Source organism: Streptomyces sp. NPDC055025 (genome assembly GCF_053608565.1).
On record NZ_JBSGVS010000003.1, the window covers coordinates 1 to 20112 of the forward strand.

General features: G+C 71.1%; 14 protein-coding genes. 2 read left to right on the forward strand and 12 right to left on the reverse strand.

Going from position 1 to position 20112, the window contains the following annotated elements:
• Positions 1–645 precede the first annotated feature (645 nt).
• The gene (locus ACWGDX_RS02485; RefSeq protein WP_453621814.1) at positions 646–1653 is read right to left on the reverse strand and encodes a stage II sporulation protein M; all 1008 of its coding nucleotides are present in this window, start codon (positions 1651–1653) and stop codon (positions 646–648) included.
• 151 nt (positions 1654–1804) lie between these two features.
• Between ACWGDX_RS02485 and ACWGDX_RS02490 the strand changes: the two genes are divergently transcribed.
• Entirely contained in the window at positions 1805–2740 is a 936-nt protein-coding gene (locus tag ACWGDX_RS02490) for an RDD family protein (protein WP_453621445.1), read from the forward strand.
• An 18-nt stretch (positions 2741–2758) separates the two neighbouring features.
• On the opposite strand, the gene ACWGDX_RS02495 is transcribed toward ACWGDX_RS02490, so the two are convergent.
• The 9 genes from ACWGDX_RS02495 to ACWGDX_RS02535 all read right to left on the reverse strand — a co-directional run bounded on the left by ACWGDX_RS02495 (position 2759) and on the right by ACWGDX_RS02535 (position 13640).
• On the reverse strand, positions 2759–3373 hold the full coding sequence (locus tag ACWGDX_RS02495; protein WP_453621447.1) for a hypothetical protein: 615 nt from the start codon (positions 3371–3373) through the stop codon (positions 2759–2761).
• Positions 3374–3659: 286 nt separating this feature from the next.
• Entirely contained in the window at positions 3660–5117 is a 1458-nt protein-coding gene (gene ahcY, locus ACWGDX_RS02500; RefSeq protein WP_453621449.1) for an adenosylhomocysteinase, read from the reverse strand.
• A gap of 359 nt (positions 5118–5476) precedes the next feature.
• Positions 5477–6454: a cation diffusion facilitator family transporter gene (locus tag ACWGDX_RS02505; protein ID WP_453621451.1), complete on the reverse strand. Its 978-nt coding sequence runs from the start codon at positions 6452–6454 to the stop codon at positions 5477–5479.
• A gap of 87 nt (positions 6455–6541) precedes the next feature.
• Positions 6542–7735, reverse strand: a complete 1194-nt coding sequence (gene manA, locus ACWGDX_RS02510; RefSeq protein ID WP_453621453.1) for a mannose-6-phosphate isomerase, class I — start codon at positions 7733–7735, stop codon at positions 6542–6544.
• Positions 7736–8015: 280 nt separating this feature from the next.
• The gene (locus ACWGDX_RS02515; protein WP_453621455.1) at positions 8016–9155 is read right to left on the reverse strand and encodes an SIS domain-containing protein; all 1140 of its coding nucleotides are present in this window, start codon (positions 9153–9155) and stop codon (positions 8016–8018) included.
• 82 nt (positions 9156–9237) lie between these two features.
• Positions 9238–9420 carry a Trm112 family protein gene (locus ACWGDX_RS02520; RefSeq protein WP_453621457.1) on the reverse strand — a complete coding sequence of 61 codons (183 nt, stop codon included), beginning with the start codon at positions 9418–9420 and terminating at the stop codon, positions 9238–9240.
• A 292-nt stretch (positions 9421–9712) separates the two neighbouring features.
• Positions 9713–11071 (reverse strand): phosphomannomutase/phosphoglucomutase, encoded by a 1359-nt coding sequence (locus tag ACWGDX_RS02525; RefSeq protein WP_453621458.1) that lies wholly within the window; start codon positions 11069–11071, stop codon positions 9713–9715.
• Between the two features lie 173 nt (positions 11072–11244).
• Positions 11245–12861: an L-lactate permease gene (locus tag ACWGDX_RS02530; protein WP_453621460.1), complete on the reverse strand. Its 1617-nt coding sequence runs from the start codon at positions 12859–12861 to the stop codon at positions 11245–11247.
• Positions 12862–13214: 353 nt separating this feature from the next.
• The gene (locus ACWGDX_RS02535) at positions 13215–13640 is read right to left on the reverse strand and encodes a DUF3499 domain-containing protein (RefSeq protein ID WP_365901554.1); all 426 of its coding nucleotides are present in this window, start codon (positions 13638–13640) and stop codon (positions 13215–13217) included.
• A 274-nt stretch (positions 13641–13914) separates the two neighbouring features.
• Between ACWGDX_RS02535 and ACWGDX_RS02540 the strand changes: the two genes are divergently transcribed.
• On the forward strand, positions 13915–14343 hold the full coding sequence (locus tag ACWGDX_RS02540) for a metallopeptidase family protein (RefSeq protein WP_453621816.1): 429 nt from the start codon (positions 13915–13917) through the stop codon (positions 14341–14343).
• Between the two features lie 80 nt (positions 14344–14423).
• Here ACWGDX_RS02540 and ACWGDX_RS02545 read toward each other — a convergent pair whose 3' ends face one another.
• Together ACWGDX_RS02545 and ACWGDX_RS02550 are read right to left on the reverse strand one after the other, a co-directional pair.
• Positions 14424–16013, reverse strand: a complete 1590-nt coding sequence (locus ACWGDX_RS02545; RefSeq protein ID WP_453621462.1) for a DUF5719 family protein — start codon at positions 16011–16013, stop codon at positions 14424–14426.
• Positions 16010–19891: a glycosyltransferase gene (locus ACWGDX_RS02550; protein ID WP_453621464.1), complete on the reverse strand. Its 3882-nt coding sequence runs from the start codon at positions 19889–19891 to the stop codon at positions 16010–16012. The genes ACWGDX_RS02545 and ACWGDX_RS02550 overlap by 4 nt, the downstream gene beginning before the upstream one ends.
• Between the last annotated feature and the right edge of the window lie 221 nt (positions 19892–20112).

The following is a 20112-nucleotide window of genomic DNA, read 5'->3' on the forward strand; positions in this document are numbered from 1 at the left end:
AGCGTTCGTCCTGAGCCAGGATCAAACTCTCCGTGAATGATTACCCGTAATCGGGTCAGCACCACGAGAGCGGAACCACCAGCCGGAATAAGACCAGTGATTCACAGCGTCCTCGCTGTGTTACTTCAAAGGAACCCGAACCCACCGGAACATCAAGTCCCGGAAGGACGGGGTATCAACATATCTGGCGTTGACTTTTGGCACGCTGTTGAGTTCTCAAGGAACGGACGCTTCCTTTGTACTCACCCTCACGGGCTTTCCTCCGGGCTTTCCCTTCGATCCTACTGTTGTTCTCTTCTTGCTTGTCTTGCTGTCTTGCGTCTCCGACTTTACCAGATCCATTCGGCGTCTTCCGCCTCGTGAATTCCGGTGACCTTTGGATTGGTCTTTTGCCTTTCGGCTTGATCCGACTTTATCAGAAACATTCGGGGCCGAATCACATCGACCTTGATGATCTGGAAGGCGAATCGAGAGGGCTCCACCGGAAGTTCGTTCTCCGTCGGGAGCCGCATAGATATGTACCACCGCTCTCGAAGCTTGTCCAACTTCGAGGCAACCGTTCAAATCTACCTCCCCACCCAGACCGTGTCAACAGTCTTGGCGGGGCGAAGAGGAGACTAACAGGTCAAGGACATGATCCGCACATCAGGCGGCGGCGGGGAGTTCCGCGCTTCGGTCCAGGGCCTCGACATCACCTGTCTCGCCGGCTCGCGCCGCTCGGCCGCCGAGGATGTACACATAGGCGAGAAAGAGCAGTTCAGCGGCTATGCCGATGGCGATGCGCGCCCATGTGGGCAGGCCCGAGGGGGTTACGAAACCTTCGATCAGTCCCGACACGAACAGGACCAGGGCAAGGCCGATGGCCATGCCGAGTGCGGCGCGGCCCTGCTGGGCCATCGCGGTGCGCCGGCTGTACGGCCCGGGATCGATCAGTGTCCAGCCGAGGCGCAGACCCGTACCCGCGGCGACGAAGACGGCCGTCAGTTCGAGCAGACCATGGGGAAGGATCAGCCCGAGGAAGGTGTCGAGGCGGCCGGCCGAGGACATCAGCCCGATCCCGACCCCCAGGTTGAGCACATTGACGAAGAGGACCGCGATCACGGGGAGGCAGAGGAACGCTCCCAGGACCAGACACATGGCGGCGGCCTGGGCGTTGTTCGTCCAGACCTGGGCCGCGAAGGAGGCCGCCGGGTGGCTGGAGTAGTAGGTCTCGTACTCGCCACCAGGACGTGTCATCTGGCGCAGGTCGTCAGGGGCGCCTATGGCCGACTGGATCTCGGGGTGGGCTGCGATCCACCAGCCGATGGCCGCCGCGAGAAGGGTCGAGAGGACCGCCGTCGGTATCCACCAGTACCGGGACCGGTAGACGGCCGCGGGAAAGCCCGCGGTCAGGAAGCGCACGGCGTCGCGCCAGGTGGCGCGACGGGCACCGGTGACGGTGGCGCGGGCACGCGCAACGAGCTGGGTGAGCCGTGTGGTGATCACCGGGTCGGGAGCGGTGGACTGGATCAGCGAGAGATGGGTGGCCGTGCGCTGATAGAGGGCGACGAGTTCATCGGCCTCGGCACCGCTGAGGCGGCGACCGCGGTGCAGGAGATGGTCCAGGCGGTCCCACTCGGCACGGTGGGCTGTCACGAAGACATCGAGATCCATGGTCGGCTGCTGCTCCAGGCACTGGGTGCGTACGGTCCTTGCTCCGGCGGTCCGCACTCCTGCGAGTGCGCTACGGCGACGCGCTGCCGGTCAGCTTGGCAGACTGGTGCCTTCAGGGGCAGGGACGGCCGTCGGCGAAGGGGGAGCACCGGTGAGTGAGCTTGTGACGGGCGATGCGGTCGTACTGGGGCTGCACCCGGCGAAGCTGCCGAGCCGGGCGCTGGCACTGGCGATCGATCTGGTGGTGGTGTGGGTCGTCTACCTTCTGGTCTCGTTCGGTCTCGCGCTGGCGACGGGCTCACTGGACGACGCGGCGATCGCGGCGCTGGCCGTCGTCTCCTTCCTGCTGATTCTGGTGGGCGGTCCGATCGCGGTGGAGACGCTCAGCCACGGCCGCTCGCTGGGGAAGCTGGCCTGTGGACTGCGGGTCGTACGGGACGACGGCGGCCCCATACGGTTCCGGCACGCGCTGGTGCGCGGTGCGATGGGCGTGGTGGAGATCCTGATGTCGTTCGGGGTCATCGCCTGTATCGCGTCGCTGGTGTCGGCGCGGGGGCGGCGGATCGGCGATGTCTTCGCGGGGACCCTCGTCGTACGGGAAAGGGTGCCGGCCGGGCCTATGGCGATGGTCCCGCCCCCTCCGCCGTGGCTCGTGGGACGCTTCGCGGAACTGGATCTTTCCGCCGTGCCGGATGAGCTGTGGCTCGCGATACGTCAGTACCTCACGCGGATGGGGCAGCTCGAGGCGGGCGTGAGCCGGTCCATGGCGGAGCGGCTCGCGGACGATCTGGCGGTCCGTACGGGAGCGCCGGCGCCGGAGGGGGTTCCCGCGGGGGCCTATCTCGCGGCCGTGGTGCACGAGCGGCAGGCGCGGGACGCGCGGCGGGCCTTCGGAGGTTCCCCGGGCCCTGCGCCCGCCTCACCTGCCGTCGCTCACGTCGGTCCCGTCGCTCACGTCCATCCGCCGACTCATCCGCCGATGTCTGCGGATACAGCAGCACCGGCTCCGGCACCGGAGCCGCCCTCCGCACCGGGTGCCGGGGCCGAGGGGGCGCCGCGCCGTACCGGCTTCGCCCCGCCCGCGTAGGCGGAGAGGGTCCTCGCGTCAGGACATCGCCGAGGGCGGGGTTTCCAGGTCTTCGAGTTCGATGCCCGGGGCCGAGAGCACCACGTCTCCGGCGAGGTGAATCGTGTGCTGTTCACCGGTGTCGAGGGCGTTGACCTGGTACTCGTCCACGGTCAGGGGTCCATTGTCAGTGGCGTGCGCTTCACTGTTCACCAGCGCCCAGGACTGATCGACGGTACGGGGTGCCAGGACCGGGTCCGTGAAGGCGACGAGGCGGACACGGGTCGCAGGGGAACCAAGGGTGAGACGCAGAAGTCGCGCTGTCGCGACGAGAAAGGCGGGGGAGGTGCCGGTGAAGGCATGGGCGCGCACTTTGCCTTCGGTGGCGTGGACTCCGGTGGGGTCGGTACGGACCCAGGTGACGCCGTCCAGGGCGGCACCGCGGATCTGCCAGCTCGCGGCGTGGAGTTGCAGACGGATGGGGCGTCCGAGTTCGTCGAGGGCCAGATCGACGGAGCCGGCGTGGTCGCCGGAGGGAGTGGTGATCTGGGAGACATAGCGCCAGCCGGAGGGGCCGGGCGCGCAGTGGAAGTGTTCGTCACCGAGAGGGGCGTGATCATGCTGATCATGGAGCGAATAACGGCCGCGGGGCATGGGGTCTTCCGGGTTCTTCGAGTCCTCGGCGACTGACGGTCTCCCGACGGCTGACGCTCTGCCGCGCGCTATGGCGCGCTCTTCCGTACGCGGAACGCGCGCACACGGAACAGGCCCCCGTCACGGGGGTGCGGGGGCCTGTTCCGTGTGCCGTGTACCGCCGGTACCCACATCTGGTCGGGTACCTGCCGCTGAAGGTGCGTCAGTGGACCGTCGGCCGACCCGGCCCGGCGGGCTGCCGGACCGGGAGGGTCAGTGGCCGCAGTGGCCGCTGGTCAGTGGCGGATCAGTAGCGGTAGTGGTCGGGCTTGTACGGGCCCGCGACATCGACACCGATGTACGCGGCCTGCTCCGGGCGGAGCGTCGTGAGCTTCACACCGAGCGCGTCGAGGTGGAGGCGGGCGACCTTCTCGTCCAGGTGCTTGGGCAGCACGTACACGTCGGTCGGGTACTCCTCCGGCTTCGTGAACAGCTCGATCTGGGCCAGCGTCTGGTCCGCGAAGGAGTTGGACATCACGAACGACGGGTGGCCGGTCGCGTTGCCCAGGTTCAGCAGACGGCCCTCGGACAGGACGATGATCGTCTTCCCGTCCGGGAAGGTCCAGGTGTGGACCTGCGGCTTGACCTCGTCCTTGACGATGCCGTCGATCTTGGCCAGACCGGCCATGTCGATCTCGTTGTCGAAGTGACCGATGTTGCCGACGATCGCCTGGTGCTTCATCTTGGCCATGTCCGAGGCCATGATGATGTCCTTGTTGCCCGTCGTGGTCACGAAAATGTCCGCGATACCGACGATGTCGTCGAGCGTGGAGACCTGGTAGCCGTCCATCGCCGCCTGGAGCGCGCAGATCGGGTCGATCTCGGTGATGATCACGCGGGCGCCCTGGCCGCGCAGGGACTCGGCGCAGCCCTTGCCGACGTCGCCGTAGCCGAAGACGACCGCGACCTTGCCGCCGATCAGGACGTCGGTGGCGCGGTTGATGCCGTCGATCAGCGAGTGGCGGCAGCCGTACTTGTTGTCGAACTTCGACTTGGTGACCGCGTCGTTGACGTTGATCGCCGGGAACAGGAGGACACCGTCACGCTGCATCTCGTACAGCCGGTGCACACCGGTCGTGGTCTCCTCGGTGACACCGCGGATCTCGGACGCCAGCCGGGTCCACTTCTGCGGGTCCTCCGTGAGGGTGCGGTTGAGCAGGCCGAGGATGTAGGCGTACTCCTCGCTGTCCGCGGTCGACGGGTCCGGGGCCTCGCCGGCCTTCTCGAACTCGACGCCCTTGTGGACGAGGAGGGTGGCGTCGCCGCCGTCGTCCAGGATCATGTTCGGGCCGCCGGTGGGGGTGTTCGGCCAGGTCAGGGCCTGCTCCGTGCACCACCAGTACTCCTCGAGCGTCTCGCCCTTCCAGGCGAAGACGGGGACGCCCTGGGGGTTCTCGGGGGTGCCCTCGGGGCCGACGGCGATCGCGGCGGCGGCGTGGTCCTGGGTGGAGAAGATGTTGCAGGACGCCCAGCGGACCTCGGCGCCGAGGGCGGTCAGGGTCTCGATGAGGACCGCGGTCTGCACCGTCATGTGCAGGGAGCCGGTGACACGGGCGCCGGCGAGCGGCTTCGTCGCCGCGTACTCCTTGCGGATCGACATCAGGCCGGGCATCTCATGCTCGGCGAGCGTGATCTCCTTGCGGCCGAACTCGGCGAGCGAGAGGTCGGCGACCTTGAAGTCCTGTCGGTTGGCGACAGTCGTCATAACGAGCTGCTCCTCGTGAATCGGATCGAGGGTGGGTGCGTACGGCTGGCTCTGCGGCGAAGGGCATACGGATGCCCGAGCGCTCGCGGGCACAGTCCGTCGGAGGCCCTCTCTCCCTCGGACGGTCCGTGGGTGGACCGCCCGACCGCCATCAGCAGCGACGTCTGGCACTGGTCACGAATCTACACCGATCGGCCCAGCGGCCCACAGTCGAACGGGGAAGAGAGGGCTACGAGATCAAGTCAAAGAGTCGTCGGACGGCCACGGAGGCGGTCCCGGTGGGACACGCCCCTGGAAGGTCTTCCTGCGGGGAAGGTCTCCCCGCGGGAAGGAAGGTCTTCCGGTGGAGGTGGAAGGGCTCAGTGGGCGGCGTCCGGTGTCGGACCGCCCGGCTTCCTGCCGGGGTTGGTGTCCTCGGCGGCGGCCGACTCGCTGTAGATGTCCGGCTCCAGGTAGATCACCCGGGCGATCGGGACCGCCGCACGGATCCGGGACTCGGCGGCGTCGATCGCGCGGGCCACCTCCGCGGCGGTGTCGTCGTGCTGGACCGCGATCTTGGCCGCGACCAGCAGTTCCTCGGGGCCGAGGTGGAGCGTACGCATGTGGATGATGCCGGTGACCACGTCGTCGTCGACGAGCGCCGCCTTGATCTTCTCGACGTCCTCCGTGCCCGCGGCCTCGCCGAGGAGCAGGGACTTCGTCTCGGCGGCCAGGACCAGCGCGATCAGGATGAGAAGGACACCGATGCAGAGCGTGCCGATGCCGTCCCAGACACCTTCGCCGGTGGCGAGGGAGATACCGACGCCGCCGAGCGCGAGGACCAGACCGACCAGTGCGCCGAGGTCCTCCAGGAGCACCACGGGGAGTTCGGGTGCCTTGGCGCGGCGGACGAACTCCGTCCAGGAGAGGGCGCCTCGGGTGGCGTTGGACTCCTTGATGGCCGTACGGAACGAGACCGATTCCGCGATGATCGCGAAGACGAGCACGCCGACCGGCCAGTACCAGGCCTCGATCTCATGGGGGTGCTTGATCTTCTCGTAGCCCTCGTAGATGGCGAACATGCCACCCACCGAGAACAGCACGATGGAGACCAGGAAGGCATAGATGTAGCGCTCGCGGCCGTAGCCGAAGGGGTGCTGCGGGGTGGCCTCGCGCTGCGCCTTCTTGCCGCCGAGGAGGAGCAGCCCCTGGTTGCCGGAGTCGGCGAGGGAGTGCACACCCTCCGCGAGCATCGACGACGAACCGCTGAACGCGAACGCCACGAACTTGGCTGCCGCGATCGCGAGGTTGGCGCCGAGTGCCGCCACGATCGCCTTGGTTCCGCCTGACGCGCTCATGGGTGCGTGGTGTCCCTTCCTAGGTGCTGCGGCCCTGGCGCCGCGGTACGGCGGGACATTGTTGCAGTCGTTGGTCCGGGTGGTGCATCAGACCACCACAGTGGCACGGAACACGGTGCCCGTACCGGACAGTTCGGCCTTCTCGCCCGCGGGGACGAAGACCGAGGCGCCGGGGGTCAGTTCGATGCCGTTCGCCCAGGGTGTGCCCGCCGTGCAGAGCAGGATCTGGGGGGTGTCCGCCGTGAGGTCGCGCGGTGCCACGCCCTGTGCGAGGGAGTCCTGTGCGGCCGAGTCCTCCGCCAAGGAGTAGCGGGACAGGCGGAATTCGTCGATGGGCGTCTCGTACAGCTCCTCGCCCGAGCGGGATGCCTCCGGGCGCAGCACCGCGGGTTCGGTCGCTTCGAAGCGCACGATCCGCAGCAGTTCGGGGACGTCCACATGCTTGGGGGTGAGACCGCAGCGCAGGACGTTGTCCGAGTTGGCCATGATCTCGACGCCGAGGCCGTTCAGATAGGCGTGCGGAACGCCCGCGCCGAGGAAGAGGGCCTCGCCAGGCTGGAGCCGCACGTAGTTGAGCAGCATGGCGGCGATGACGCCGGGGTCGCCGGGGTAGTGGTGGGCGATCGACACATACGGGGCGTAGTCACCGCCGAGACGCTCGGCCGCCTCGGCTGCCTCGGCGACGGTGATCGCCATCTCGGCGGGATCGGCGCCGAGGACGGCGGTCAGGACCTCGCGCAGCGCGGCCTCTTCGGGGTGGGCGTGGAGGATGTCGACATAGGGCTTGAGCAAGTCGACGTCCAGCCGTGCGAGCAGTTCGGCGGCCTCGGCGGGGGTGCGGAAGCCGCAGAGTCCGTCGAAGGGGGTGAGGGCGCAGATCAGTTCGGGCTTGTGGTTGGCGTCCTTGTAGTTGCGGTAGGGGGCGTCGATCGGGACGCCCCGGCTCTCCTCGTCCTCGTAACCCCGCTTCGCCTGGGCGAGGTCGGGGTGGACCTGGAGGGAGAGCGGGGAGCCGGCCGCGAGGAGCTTGAGAAGGAACGGCAGCCGGGGGCCGAACTTGCCCGCCGCGGCCACGCCGAGTTCCGCCTCGGGGTCGGCGTCGATCAGGACGGACAGCGACTGCTCGCCGGAGCCGCGGTCGAGGCGCGACGGGGCCCCGGGGTGGGCGCCCATCCACATCTCGGCCTGGGGTTCGCCGGTGGGGGCGGTGCCGAGCAGTTCCGGGATGAGGGTCGTGGAGCCCCAGGCGTAGGGGCGCACGGTATTCGAGAGGCGGTCCATGGGGTGAGCTTTCTGGTACGTGGTGACGGCACGGGGGCGTGCTGTGACGGCGCGGGTGGGACGACGGTGAAGGGCGTGGGTGTGGTGGCGAAGGGCACGGGTGAAGCGGTGCGGGGCGCGGGTGAAGCGGTGGACGGCGCGGGGGTCGCGACAGGGGGCGCGGGGGTCGCGAGGCTCTCGGGGGTCGCGACACCGGGGCCGGTGAGAGCGTGAGGGGCGTACGGGTGCTCCGGTGGAGCGGCCTCGGCCGCTCGGTGGCTCCGTGCTCCCCGGCGCCGGGTCATACGGGGGCGCCCCCGGCGAGGGCCAGATAGACCGTGGCGAAGTCGGTGACGGCGATCAGCTCGGCGAGAGCTTCGAGTTCGCTGCCTTCCTCCGGCTCCAGTTCGCTGATGGCCGTGTCATGGCCGAGGGCGAGTTCACGGGCCGCGGGGGCCGCGGTGAGTCCGCCGACCGGCCGGTCGCGGAGCAGGACGACACGGGCGCGCAGGGCCTGACGCTCCTCGACCCGGTCGCGGAAGAAGTCGTCCGGGTCGGCGCCGCCCGCGAAGTCGCCCGCGAGCAGGGCGCCATGGGCCGGAAGGGCCTCCGGGAGCTGGGCGGCGAGGGCGGGGCGGCCGGTCAGCTCGGCCAGTACGTCGGCGAACCGGCGCCCGGCCGGGGCCGCGGCCGTACCCTCCGTCCAGATCAGCGGGAGGCTGTCGGCCAGTTCGGCGGCGAGGGTCTTGGCCGGGTTGCTGTACGTCGCGATGGCGGGGCCGCAGCGCTCGGCGGTGCGGTCCAGCCGGTCGGCGACGAGATTGAGGGTCTCGGCCGGCGCGGTCACCAGGCCGACGCGGTCCAGGAGGGAGAGCAGCGGGATGAGCAGGGCCCAGAGCGCGCCGGGGCCCGCGATCTGAGAGGCCCGCTCCTCCAGCCAGTCGTTCGGCGCGGTCGCCATCGGGAGGAGAAGGCCGCGCGAACCGTCGACCGCCTCCGTCAGCGGCGACTGACGCGGGGCGACGGCGACGACCGTACAGCCCCGGCGGTACGCCTGTTCGGCGAGGAGCGCGAGACCCGGTTCGCTGCCCTCGGTCGTGGCGATCAGGAGCAGGTCGACCGGGCCCGCCCAGCCCGGGAGCGTCCAGCGCAGCGCGCCGGCGGCGGGGGCGACGCCGGTGGGGCGCAGCCGGGTGACGGGCGCGCTGCCACCTGCCAGCGCGGCGATCAGATCGGCGGCCCCGGTGGCGGCGGCGCCGGAGCCCGCGACCAGTACGGCGCGGGGGCGGCCCTCCGGGGTGAGCGCGGCGAGACCGGCCTCGGCGGTGTGCCGTAGAGCGGTACGCACCCGGGCTCCGGCCTCGGCCGCGCCGCGGAGCAGACCGCGGCGGTCGGCGTCGGCCAGTGCGTCGGGAGCGTCGAGCAGCGACTCGTCGAGCATGGGATGGGGCCTCCGATCGCCCGGCGCGGGACGCCGTGGCGGCGCTTGGTGGTGGCGCTGTGGGTGCGGCGCCCTGGTGTTCTCAGGCGGGGCGGCGTGCCTCGTCGACGAGGAGGACCGGAATGTCGTCCCGCACCGGATAGGCCAGACCGCACTCCCCGGAGGTGCAGATCAGCTCGGGGGTGTCGGCGGCCGTGCTGTCGCTGAGCGGCGCGTGACAGGCCGGGCAGGCGAGGATCTCCAGGAGACCGGCTTCGAGCGGCATGGGGGTGATGTCCCTTCGAACAGAACAGGTGGATCGGGCCACGTCAGCCTACCGCCGGGGCCCGGGGTGGGGCCCAATCCGGGGTACGGTCCCGGTCCGGCGGTCGGCCGACCGGCTGCGATGGCGACCCGAACGGTCCGTCGGTCCGTCGGTCCCTCGGCCCGTCGGTCCCTCGGCCCGTCGGCCTGTCGGTCCGGTCGGACGCTCAGCCGGTCCCTCGGTCGGACGCTCAGCCGGTCAGCCACTCCGTCGGTCAGCCGGTCCGCCGCGCCCGACGCCCGGCCGGCCGGGGTCAGGCGCGGATCAAGGTCAGGGCCTCGTCCCGGATGCTGGTCATCGTCACCTCGTCGCGCGCCTCCACGTTCAGGCGCAGCAGCGGTTCCGTGTTGGAGGGGCGGAGGTTGAACCACCACTCCGTACCGGTCACCGTCAGCCCGTCGAGTTCGTCGAAGGTCACGCCCTCGCGCCCCGTGAATGCCTCGCGCACCGCCGCCGTGCGGGCCGTCTGGTCGTCGACCGTGGAGTTGATCTCCCCGGAACCGGCGTACCGGTCGTACGAGGAGACCAGCTCCGACAGCGGTCCGTCCTGACCTCCCAGAGCCGCCAGGACATGGAGCGCGGCGAGCATGCCCGTATCGGCGTTCCAGAAGTCGCGGAAGTAGTAGTGCGCGGAGTGCTCACCGCCGAAGATCGCGCCGGTCTCGGCCATCCGCTGCTTGATGAAGGAGTGGCCGACCCGGGTGCGTACGGGAACGCCGCCCTGTTCCCTGACGACCTCGGGTACCGACCAGGACGTGATCAGGTTGTGGATGACCGTGCCGCCCGGGTGCTTCGCCAGTTCGCGCGCCGCCACCAGCGCGGTGATCGCCGACGGGGGGACGCCCTCGCCGCGCTCGTCCACGACGAAGCAGCGGTCGGCGTCTCCGTCGAAGGCCAGCCCCAGGTCCGCGCCCTCCGTCCGTACCCGGGCCTGGAGGTCCACGATGTTCTTCGGGTCCAGCGGATTGGCCTCGTGGTTCGGGAACGTACCGTCCAGTTCGAAGTACATCGGCACCACGTCGAGCGGCAGACCCTCGAAGACCGTCGGGACCGTATGTCCGCCCATGCCGTTGCCCGCGTCCACGACGACCTTCAGCGGGCGGATCGCGGAGAGGTCCACCAGGGACAGCAGATGCGCGGCGTAGTCGGTCAGGGTGTCCCGTCGCGCGGTGGTGCCCGGCCGGGCGGCCGGGGGCGGGGCGCCCGTTTCGAGCCAGCCCTCGACCAGCGTACGGATCTCCGCCAGACCCGTGTCCTGGCCCACCGGTGCCGCGCCCGCCCGGCACATCTTGATGCCGTTGTACCGGGCCGGGTTGTGCGACGCCGTGAACATCGCGCCCGGCAGATCCAGCTTCCCCGACGCGTAGTAGAGCTGGTCGGTGGAGCAGAGCCCGATGATCGTGGCGTCCGCTCCGCGCGAGACGGCGCCCCGCGCGAAGCTCGCCGCCAGTCCGGGCGAGGAGGGCCGCATGTCATGGCCGACGACGATCGCGCGGGCCCCGGTGACCTGGACGAAGGCGGCGCCGAAAAGCTCCGCGAGCCGGTCGTCCAGTTGATCCGGGTACACCCCACGCACGTCGTACGCCTTCACGAGCTGCGACAAATCGGCCACTGCCACCCCTCCAGATGTTGCTGCCACTGCGCTTACGACAAACTACCCGTACCGGACCCCTCGCACGGATGGATCCGGGGCCGCCCGCCGGGAGCCACTCCGAGCCGCCGGCGCCAGTTCGTCAGCGGCCAGCGGTCAGCGGTCCAAGCGCCGAACCGTCAGCCGTCGAGCCGTCAGGGCAGCATCCATCCCAGCACCGCCGTGCTCTGCCCGACGACGATCAGACACATCACCAGCAGAAGCCCCAGACTCCACGGCAGCACCTTGCGCAGCAGGTCCCCCTCCTTCCCCGCGAGTCCGACCGCCGCGCACGCGATCGTCAGATTCTGCGGCGAGATCATCTTCCCCAGCACTCCCCCGGAGCTGTTCGCCGCGGCCAGCAGCTCCGGTGACAGGCCGGACTCGTTCGCCGCCGTCACCTGGAGCGCGCCGAAGAGCGCGTTGGCCGAGGTGTCCGAGCCGGAGACCGCGACCCCGAACCAGCCCAGGACCGGGGAGAGGAACGCCAGTCCCGCGCCCGCCCCCGCGACGAAGTGGCCGATGGTGGCCGCCTGCCCGGAGAGATTCATGACGTACGCGAGGGCCAGCACCGAGGTGACGGTGAGGATCGCGTACCGCAGCTCGTACACCGTCCCCGCCCACTCGCGCGCCGCGTCACCCGCCCGTACGCCGAGTACGACGGCCGTGCACACTCCCGCGAGCAGGACGAGCGTGCCGCCCGTGGCGACGAGCGGCAGCGAGAAGACATTGGCGCCGACCGGCTTCCCCGCCGAGTCGGCGACATCGAGGAAGGGCCAGTCGAAGACCTGGGTCGCCTTCGCCAGCAGATCCTTGACCGGCGGGATCTGGGCGACCGAGAAGATCACCACGATCAGACCGTACGGGGCGTAGGCGCGCAGCACTTGGGGGCGCGGGTCCTCCTGGTCCAGGTCCTCGCTCCGTACGCCCGTGAGCACGGCGACCCGCACCGGCTCCGCCGCCGGCTCGCGCGCCGAGGGGACGGCCACCAGGGCCGCCGCCCCCGCCAGCGCCGCGCCGATGTCGGCGAGTTGGGCGGAGACATAGTTCGAGGCGGCGAACTGGGCCACGGCGAAGGCGACTCCACAGGCCAGCGCGGGCACCCAGGTCTCGCGCAGTCCCCGCCGGCCGTCGACGAGCCCTATCAGTACCAGCGGTACGACGAGTGCGAGCAGCGGGGTCTGCCTGCCGACGACCGAGGCGACCGTGTCCAGCGGCAGGCCGGTGACCTGGGCGAGTGTCACCACCGGCGTACCCATCGCGCCGAAGGCCACGGGCGCGGTGTTGGCGACGAGCGAGACGATGGCCGCCTTGACCGGGTCGAAGCCGAGCGCGACCAGCATCACCGAACAGATCGCGACGGGCGCCCCGAAACCGGCGAGCGCTTCGAGCAGCGCGCCGAAGCAGAAGGCGATGACCAGCGCCTGGATACGGGGATCGTCGGAGAGCCGTCCGAAGGAGCGCCGCAGGACGTCGAAGTGGTGGGTACGGACCGTCAGCCGGTAGACCCAGAGCGCGTTGACGACGATCCACATGATCGGGAAGAGCCCGAAGAGCACGCCCGCGGCGCCGGCCGAGAGAGTCTGGCCGAGGGGCATGCCGAAGGTGAGCCAGCCGACCAGGACGGCGACGCCGAGCCCGGTCAGCCCCGCGAGATGCGCTTTCATCCGGATGACACCGAGCAGGATCAGGACGGTGGCGAGGGGCAGCGCGGCGACGAGTGCGGAGAGTGCGAGCGAGTCGGCGACAGGTTCGAGTTGCTGTACGAACACGACAGTCCTCCGGATTCCGCGATACGGAAACTGATCTCTCACTAGCGCGAGTGGGGGAATGGTCGTGTCCGCGACAAGTGGAGGTCAATGGCCCGCGCAGGATCCATGCGAAATCCGCGAGGGCCCGGGACACGGCAACCGGAAGGACCCAGGGCAGGGCATCCGGAAGGAGCAGAACACGACACCGGGGAGGGCGCGGGACACGACACCGCCGAGGACCGGGAGCACCCGGGCGGGGAAGGCCAGGAGCACGGGGAGGGCCGGGAGCACGCGGGCGGGGAGGGCCGGGAGCACGAGCGCGGGCTCGGGCGGGTGCCGAGGTGAAGGGCCGATGGCTCAGGGGTATCGCTGGCTCAGGAGTCCGGGGAGCGCAGTACCCGCAGATGGCCCCGGCGTCCGACCTCCATCGGATCGCCCCCGCGCGCGCCCTTGCCGCCGCCCTCGGCCGCGCGCTCCTGCGGGCGGGCCGCTTCCCGTACGGCGTTGGCGAGCGCTTCGAGATCGTCGCCGCTCGGGCGCGCGGGAGCCGAACCGTCCGTCAGACGGACGACCTCCCAGCCGCGCGGAGCGGTCAGCCGCTCGCTGTGTTCCGCACACAGGTCGTAGCAGTGAGGCTCGGCGTAGGTGGCGAGCGGGCCGAGGACCGCGGTCGAGTCGGCATAGACGTACGTCAGTGTCGCGACAGCAGGGCGGCCGCACGCGGTGCGCGAACAGCGACGTACAGGGCTCACGACGTTGGACGGTACCGCACTCTTGAGCGGGCCGCGACGACTCTCCACCAGGTCACTCCACCGTGTCGCACCGTGACTTCGGCCACAAGTTGGCTGGAAGCAACTGCTGTGACCTGCATGGGAAGACGCGTGACGGGACAGCGACAGCCCGTCACACAGTCACCACTTGGGGCAAAACCCGCCAAGGAAGGCGAGGCCGGTGATCGCAAAGCCAACTGGAATCGAGCCCATTCTTGGCCTGAATGCTCAATATGCGACATGCGGTACGAGGGAGGCGACGGCGCGTTCGGCGGAAGCCCAGGAGGGCTACCCTGCGTCAGTGATGGAGAGTCCTGTACCGCCCCGCCCGACCGAGCCACGGCCGCGCCGGCGCGATCGCCACGGCCGCGGAATGCGCGGGCCCGTCGCACCGCCCCAGGTGCCGCTCGCCACCAGCCGCTCGGAGTCGTTCCGCGATCTCGTGCGGGACTCCGTGGACCGCCTCGAACGGCGCTGGCCTCAGCTCGCCGAGGTCGAGTTCCTGGTCATGGACGTGCCCACCACGCAGGACGAGACCGTACCGCTCGGCAGTTCGGTCCCGGCGGACAAGGAGCACCCCGCGCGGATCCTCGTCTACCGGCGGCCGGTGGAGATCCGTACCAAGAACCGTGACGAACGGGCCCTGCTGGTGCACGAGGTCGTGGTCGAGCAGGTCGCGGAACTGCTCGGGCTGGCGCCCGAGTCCGTGGATCCGCGGTACGGGCAGGAGTGACCCGCCGCGGGGCCCGCGCCCGCGTCATCGGGGCACGGGCCCCGCGTCCCGGTCACCGGGGCGCGGGGCGGGTCCGCGGCTCAGTCGCCGAGGATCGACAGGTCCTCCCGGGCCTTCGGTACGGACACCATCCCCCGGTCGTCCGGCAGCGTCTGCACCGTGAACATCGGGACACCGTCCTCCGGCAGCGCGAGTGTGCGCGCCGCGTGGACCGGGCCGCTCCCCGCCTGCGGCTCGACCGTCACCGCGTACGAGCCCTTCAGCCCCTTCGGCGCCGGCGGGGTGACGGCCAGGGTCGTACCGGCCTTGACCGTGTACGTCTGCACGGCCGGTTCGCCGCCGCCGGTCCCGGCGGAGGACGTGACCTTGACCTTCGCCGCCGCGCCCGGCGCGGTCAGCGAGAGTGTGGAGCCCTTGGCGCGGTTGTCGGCCACGGTCGCCCGTGAGGCGATCGGGGCGGTCGCCGGGATGAACGCGATCTCCTGGTTCGCGCCCTTGCCCCGGACCACACGCAGCGCCGCGACCACCGGGGCCGCACGACCGCCGCCGACCGGGCTGAGCACCAGCGAACCCGCCTGGCCCTTGGTGACGTCCGCGAGGTCGATGGACGCGGTCATCATGGACTTGACGTGCAGGGTCTCGTTCCCCGCGGGGGTGATCGTGCCGTCGGCGCCCGCGAGCTGCACCTTCAGATCGGCGTCGTCCTCGCCGGTCGCGAACGCCACCAGCCGTACGTCCGTCGCGTCCGCCGGGATACCGGGCAGGACCAGACGGCCCGCCGGATCACCCGAGGCGGCCAGCCAGTCGCTGCCCGCCTTCTCGTCGGCGACGCGCACCACGGCACCGACCCGGCCGGTACGGGTGGTGACATGCACGGTCGCGTCGGGAGCGCTCTCGCCGGTCAGCGTGGAGAGCAGCACCGGAACGCTCGACCTGCCGGGGACCGGAATGCCCTCCCCCACCTCCGACTTGAGGACACCGTCCTTCCCGTACACCTCGATGTCGGCGACGGCGGCGGTCTCGTCGGGGTTGGTGAGATGGACGTAGTCCTGGCGCGACTCCTCGGTGCTCACCCCGGGGAACCAGAAGTCGGTGTCCGGACCGGCGCAGGTCATACCGAGCAGCCCGCGCGCGCCGCCGACGCTGACGGTGGTGGTCTGCTGGGTGGTCCAGCCGGGGGCGAGGCGGCCGTCGGCGCTGCCGACCAAGGCGGGGGCCTCGGCGCCGCTCGCCTCTGCGGAGACGGGCTTGCCGGGCTCCTTCAGCGCGAGGAACGCCTTGTCCTGCGCGGAATCCGTCTTCCCGCCGTCGCTCTTGGCGTCCTTGTCGTCGGTCTCAGCGTCGCTCTTGTCGTCCTTCTGGGCGTCCTTGGTGGCGTCCTTCGTGTTCCCGGCCGTATCGGCCAGGGTGACGACCGACTCACTCAGCCCGGCCGATCCGGATGTGCCGGATCCGGATGTGCCGGCGGGAGTGTAGGAGGTGTACGTCGTCTCCGCGATGTCCGACATGCTCGGGGCCGGGCAGAGCTGGCTGGTGCGCTCCACCGGCAGCAGCGCGGGGGCCTGGGCCGCCGCCGCGCCCGTGGAGTCCGGCGCGGTCAGCGAGGCGAAGCCGGTGACGGCGGCGAGGGCGGTGGCGACCGCGATGAGGGAGAGGGTCGTACGGTTCACTGGTTGCTCCCGTCGGGGCGCGGACGCCGGTCGTTCTCATGGCCGTCGGTATAGGGCCCGCCGTCGGCGTAGGGCTGCTGTCCGTAGCCGTAGGGGTCGTACTGGGACGGGTCGTACTGGGACGGCACCTGGCCCTGTGCCTGGCCTTCCTGGTACTGGCCCTCCTGGTACTGGCCCTGGCCGTACGGGCCTTCCGCCGGATACTGGCCCTGGTCGTACGCGCCGGCCGGGTACTGGCCGTCCTGGCCGTCCTGGTACTGGCCCTCGGGGTACTGCTGATACGGCTGCTGGTACTGCCCTTCGGCGTACTGCCCGCCCTCGGAGTACCGGCCTTCCCCGTACTGCCCGTTCCCGTAGGGATCCTGGGCGTAGTCCGCACCGGCGTACGTCTGAGCGCCGGCGCCGGCGCCCGCGCTCGCGTCGGCGGCGTCCCAGTCGTACGTCTGCTGCTGGGGCACCGCCCCGTACTGCGGCTGCTGCCGCGGCTGCTCCTCCGGAGCCCCGGCGGGCATCGGCGGAACGGACGGGTCCGAGGGGTCCGACGGGTCCGACGGGTCCGGTCCATATGCCCCGGTCCCGGCCTCTTCGCTCTCGGCCCCCTCCGCGGTCTCCGCCTCCGCCGCCGCCCGCAGCCTCCTGGCCCGGCGTCCCTCGCCGTCCGCCGGCTGTGCCGGGATCTGGACATCGTCCTCGGGCAGGTCGTCGTCGATCTCCCGGCGGCGCCCCGGCAGGGCGAGCACCAGCAGGACGACGGTGAGCGCGACCTGCGCCCAGATCCACACCGTGTGCGTGATCGGGTCCTCGTAGGTGAGATCCAGCCGGCCGCCCTCGGCGGGCAGTTCGAATCCCTGGGCCCAGCCGTCAACGGTCTTCTTCGTGAGGACCTCGCCGTCGAGCGTGGCCTGCCAGCCCTCGGCGGCCCGGTCCGCGATCCGCAGCACCCGTCCCGCGGCGCCCGCCGGGATCTCCGTGTGCGCCTCGACCGGGGCGGCGGCGACGGCCAGCGGTTCTCCCGCGCCCTTGCCGTCGACGATCACGGCCCGCGAGATCTGCCGGTCCACCCGCCACAGGGCACTGCCGTCGAGCTGGCTCAGCCGGGTGAGCCCCGGCGTGGCGTCGAGGACACGGCTCATCTGGCGCGGCACCCCGTCCCGTACCAGCACATAGCGGATCGCGAATCCGCTGAGCTGGTCGGTCTGGTCGGCGCCGGAGCCCGCGACCAGATTCGCGACGACCTTGTCCAGCCGCGGGTCGCCGCCGCCCGACTCGGTCAGCTCGGCGTCACCGAGCCGCCCGCCGGAGCCGCGGACCAGGGTGTACGAGACCTCCGCCGCCGTCGTACCGCCGAGCACCAGGGTGCGCGGCTGGTCACGGGTGATGCTCTCCTCCGCGACGAAGGCCGGGACCTGCACCGGGTCGCGGCGCTCCAGCGGGCCCGCCGCGCCGCTGATCATCCAGCCGAACGCGGCCAGCACCGGGGCGAGGACCGCGGCGGCGGCGATGAGGACGGCGACGGGCTGGCGCCAGCCGAAGTTCTCCGCGGCGACCCGCTCCCGGGCACCGTCCGCGCCGAGCACGGCCGCCGCGATCAGCGCGATGCCGTAGACCAGGGTGGCGGGTCCCGCCCAGCCCGAGTTGTTGGAGAGCACCGCGAAGACCAGCGCGAGGAGCGCCACGGCCCAGGCGGTACGGATGGCGAACCGCCGCTCGCCCCGGAGCAGTGCGGCCAGCGCGGCCAGCACCACACCGATCAGCAGGACACCGCCCACGGCCTTGGGGCCGCCGGGGCTCATCCCGAGCAGATCGAACGCGGACGCCGATCCCGTACCGAACTCCAGGCCCGCCTCGCGGAAGAACGCGGAGGGAGAGGTCACCACCGACAGCGACCAGGGCGCGAGAAGCAGGACGGGTGTACCGAGCCCGGCCAGGACGCGTGTCCCGTACGCGGCGAGGTCGTCGCGGCGCAGTGCCAGGACACCGAGGCCGAGCAGCAGCGCCAGCGGCCAGACGACGGGCGTGAACGCCATCACGAGGGTCAGCAGGAAGGCGTAGGCCCAGGTGGCGCGCCAGCTTCCGCGGGTCCCCCCGGCGTTCGCGCCCGCGCGCAGCCCGTACGCCGCGACGGCGGCGCGGGCGATCAGCGGCAGCAGGATGGCGAGGACGGCGGTGCCGAGCCGTCCGGTCGCCAGCGCGCCGGTCGCGGCGGGCAGGAAGGCGTAGGCGATGCTCGCCCAGGCGCGCAGCAGCCGGGACTCGACGAGCGGCCGTGAGGCGAAGTAGGCGGTCACCCCGGCGAGCGGTACGGAGCAGACGAGCAGCAGGGTCAGCGCGAAGCCGGTGGAGCCGAGGAAGAGCGCGGACAGCACGGCGAGTACGGCGAGATAGGGCGGTGCGGTCTCGGTGTTGCCCGTGCCGACGGCGTGCCAGCCGTCCGCGTAGCGGGACCAGAGGTCGGAGACGTCCCCGGGGGCGGGCAGCAGCGCGCCGCCCGCCAGCGCGCCGCCGCCGAGCAGTCCGCGGCAGGCGACGAGCGAGACGACGAGCAGGAGCGCGAAGAGCACGGGCCCCGGCCTGTGCACGAGCTTCTTCAGCCGGGCGAACTGTTCGATCTCCAGGAAGTCCGCGTCGTCGCCGCCGGGTCCCGATTCGACGGCGCCGTGGCGTGAGCCGCCCGCGTCGGCCTCGTCGCCGGAGCCGAGACTCGCGGCGATCTGCTCGACGGTGGCCCGGACGGTCGCGCCGGGCGGCGGGAAGAGGGGGCGCAGTTCGGCCGCCTCGACGACACCCTTGCCGCGGACGCGCCGTCCGCCGATGATCCGTCCCGGCCGCAGCAGGGTGCCGGAGAGTCCCATGACCTCGTCGACGGCCTGGCCGGGCGCCTTGCCCACCAGATAGGCGAGGGTCCGCAGCAGGGTTCCGACGACGAGGCGGAGCAGTACGTACGGGAGGACGGCGGCCCGCGCGTTGACGAGCATGGTGTAGACGGCGCCGGCCTTGTCGACGCGGTGCGGGTTGACGACGGAGCGGCCCGCGCAGTCGACCGTACGGCGCTCACGGGCGGCGGCCTCCGCGTGCCGCAGGACGGCGTCGGGGGCGACGAGCACCCGGTGGCCCGCGGCGTGCGCGCGCCAGCACAGGTCGACGTCGTCGCGCATGAGCGGCAGCCGCCGGTCGAAGCCGTCCAGTTCCTCCCACACATCGCGGCGGATGAGCATGCCGGCGCTGGAGACGGAGAGGACGGTACGGACCTGGTCGTGCTGGCCCTGGTCCTGTTCGCGCCGGTCGAGCCCGGTCCAGCGGCGCCCGCTGTTGGCGATGGAGACGCCGACTTCGAGGAGCTGCTTCCGGTCGTACCAGCCGCGCAGCTTGGGGCCGATGACGGCGGCGTACTCGTCGGAGTCGGCGACGCGCAGCAGCTCGGCGAGGGCGTCGGGCTCGGGCGCGCAGTCGTCGTGGAGGAGCCACAGCCACTGCACCGGTTCGCCGTGGGGCAGTTCCGGCATGTCGTACGTGTCGTCGCGCCAGCTCCGGCTGACCGGGTCCCAGCCGCTGGGCCGCTTCAGATAGGGCAGATCGTCGGGCGTGAGCACCCCGGCGGTCCTGACCGCCTCGTCGACGGCGGTACCGAATCCGGAGCGGCGCGCGAGATGCAGGACGCGGTCGTCGCCGAGTGCCTCGGTGAGCAGCCGGGCGGAGTCGTCGGCGCTGCCGGTGTCGGCTGCCATGACGTTCTGTACGGGTCGTTCCTGGCCCAGCAGCCCGGCGAGGGCGTCGGGCAGCCAGCGCGCACCGTCGTGTGAGACGAGCACCGCGGTCACTACGTGCCGCGGGAACTCGGGGGCGGTGGCGGGAACGAACGCGGCGGTGGTGGGGGACATTGAGGTGACGGGCCCTCCGGCCGTGGGGTCGCCCCGGAGGGGCGTTGGAGCGTCTCGGACGGGGCCCCACACTAACGGCTGGCAACAGGACGGTCCGCCGCCTGCGGGGGAAGGCGCAGACCGCGGACCGTTCGATCGGTACGAGGTTGTGACGATTGGACGCGACGGCGACCGGGCCGGAGCACGGGGAACGAGGGGACCGGACGGCTCTGTCGAATGAA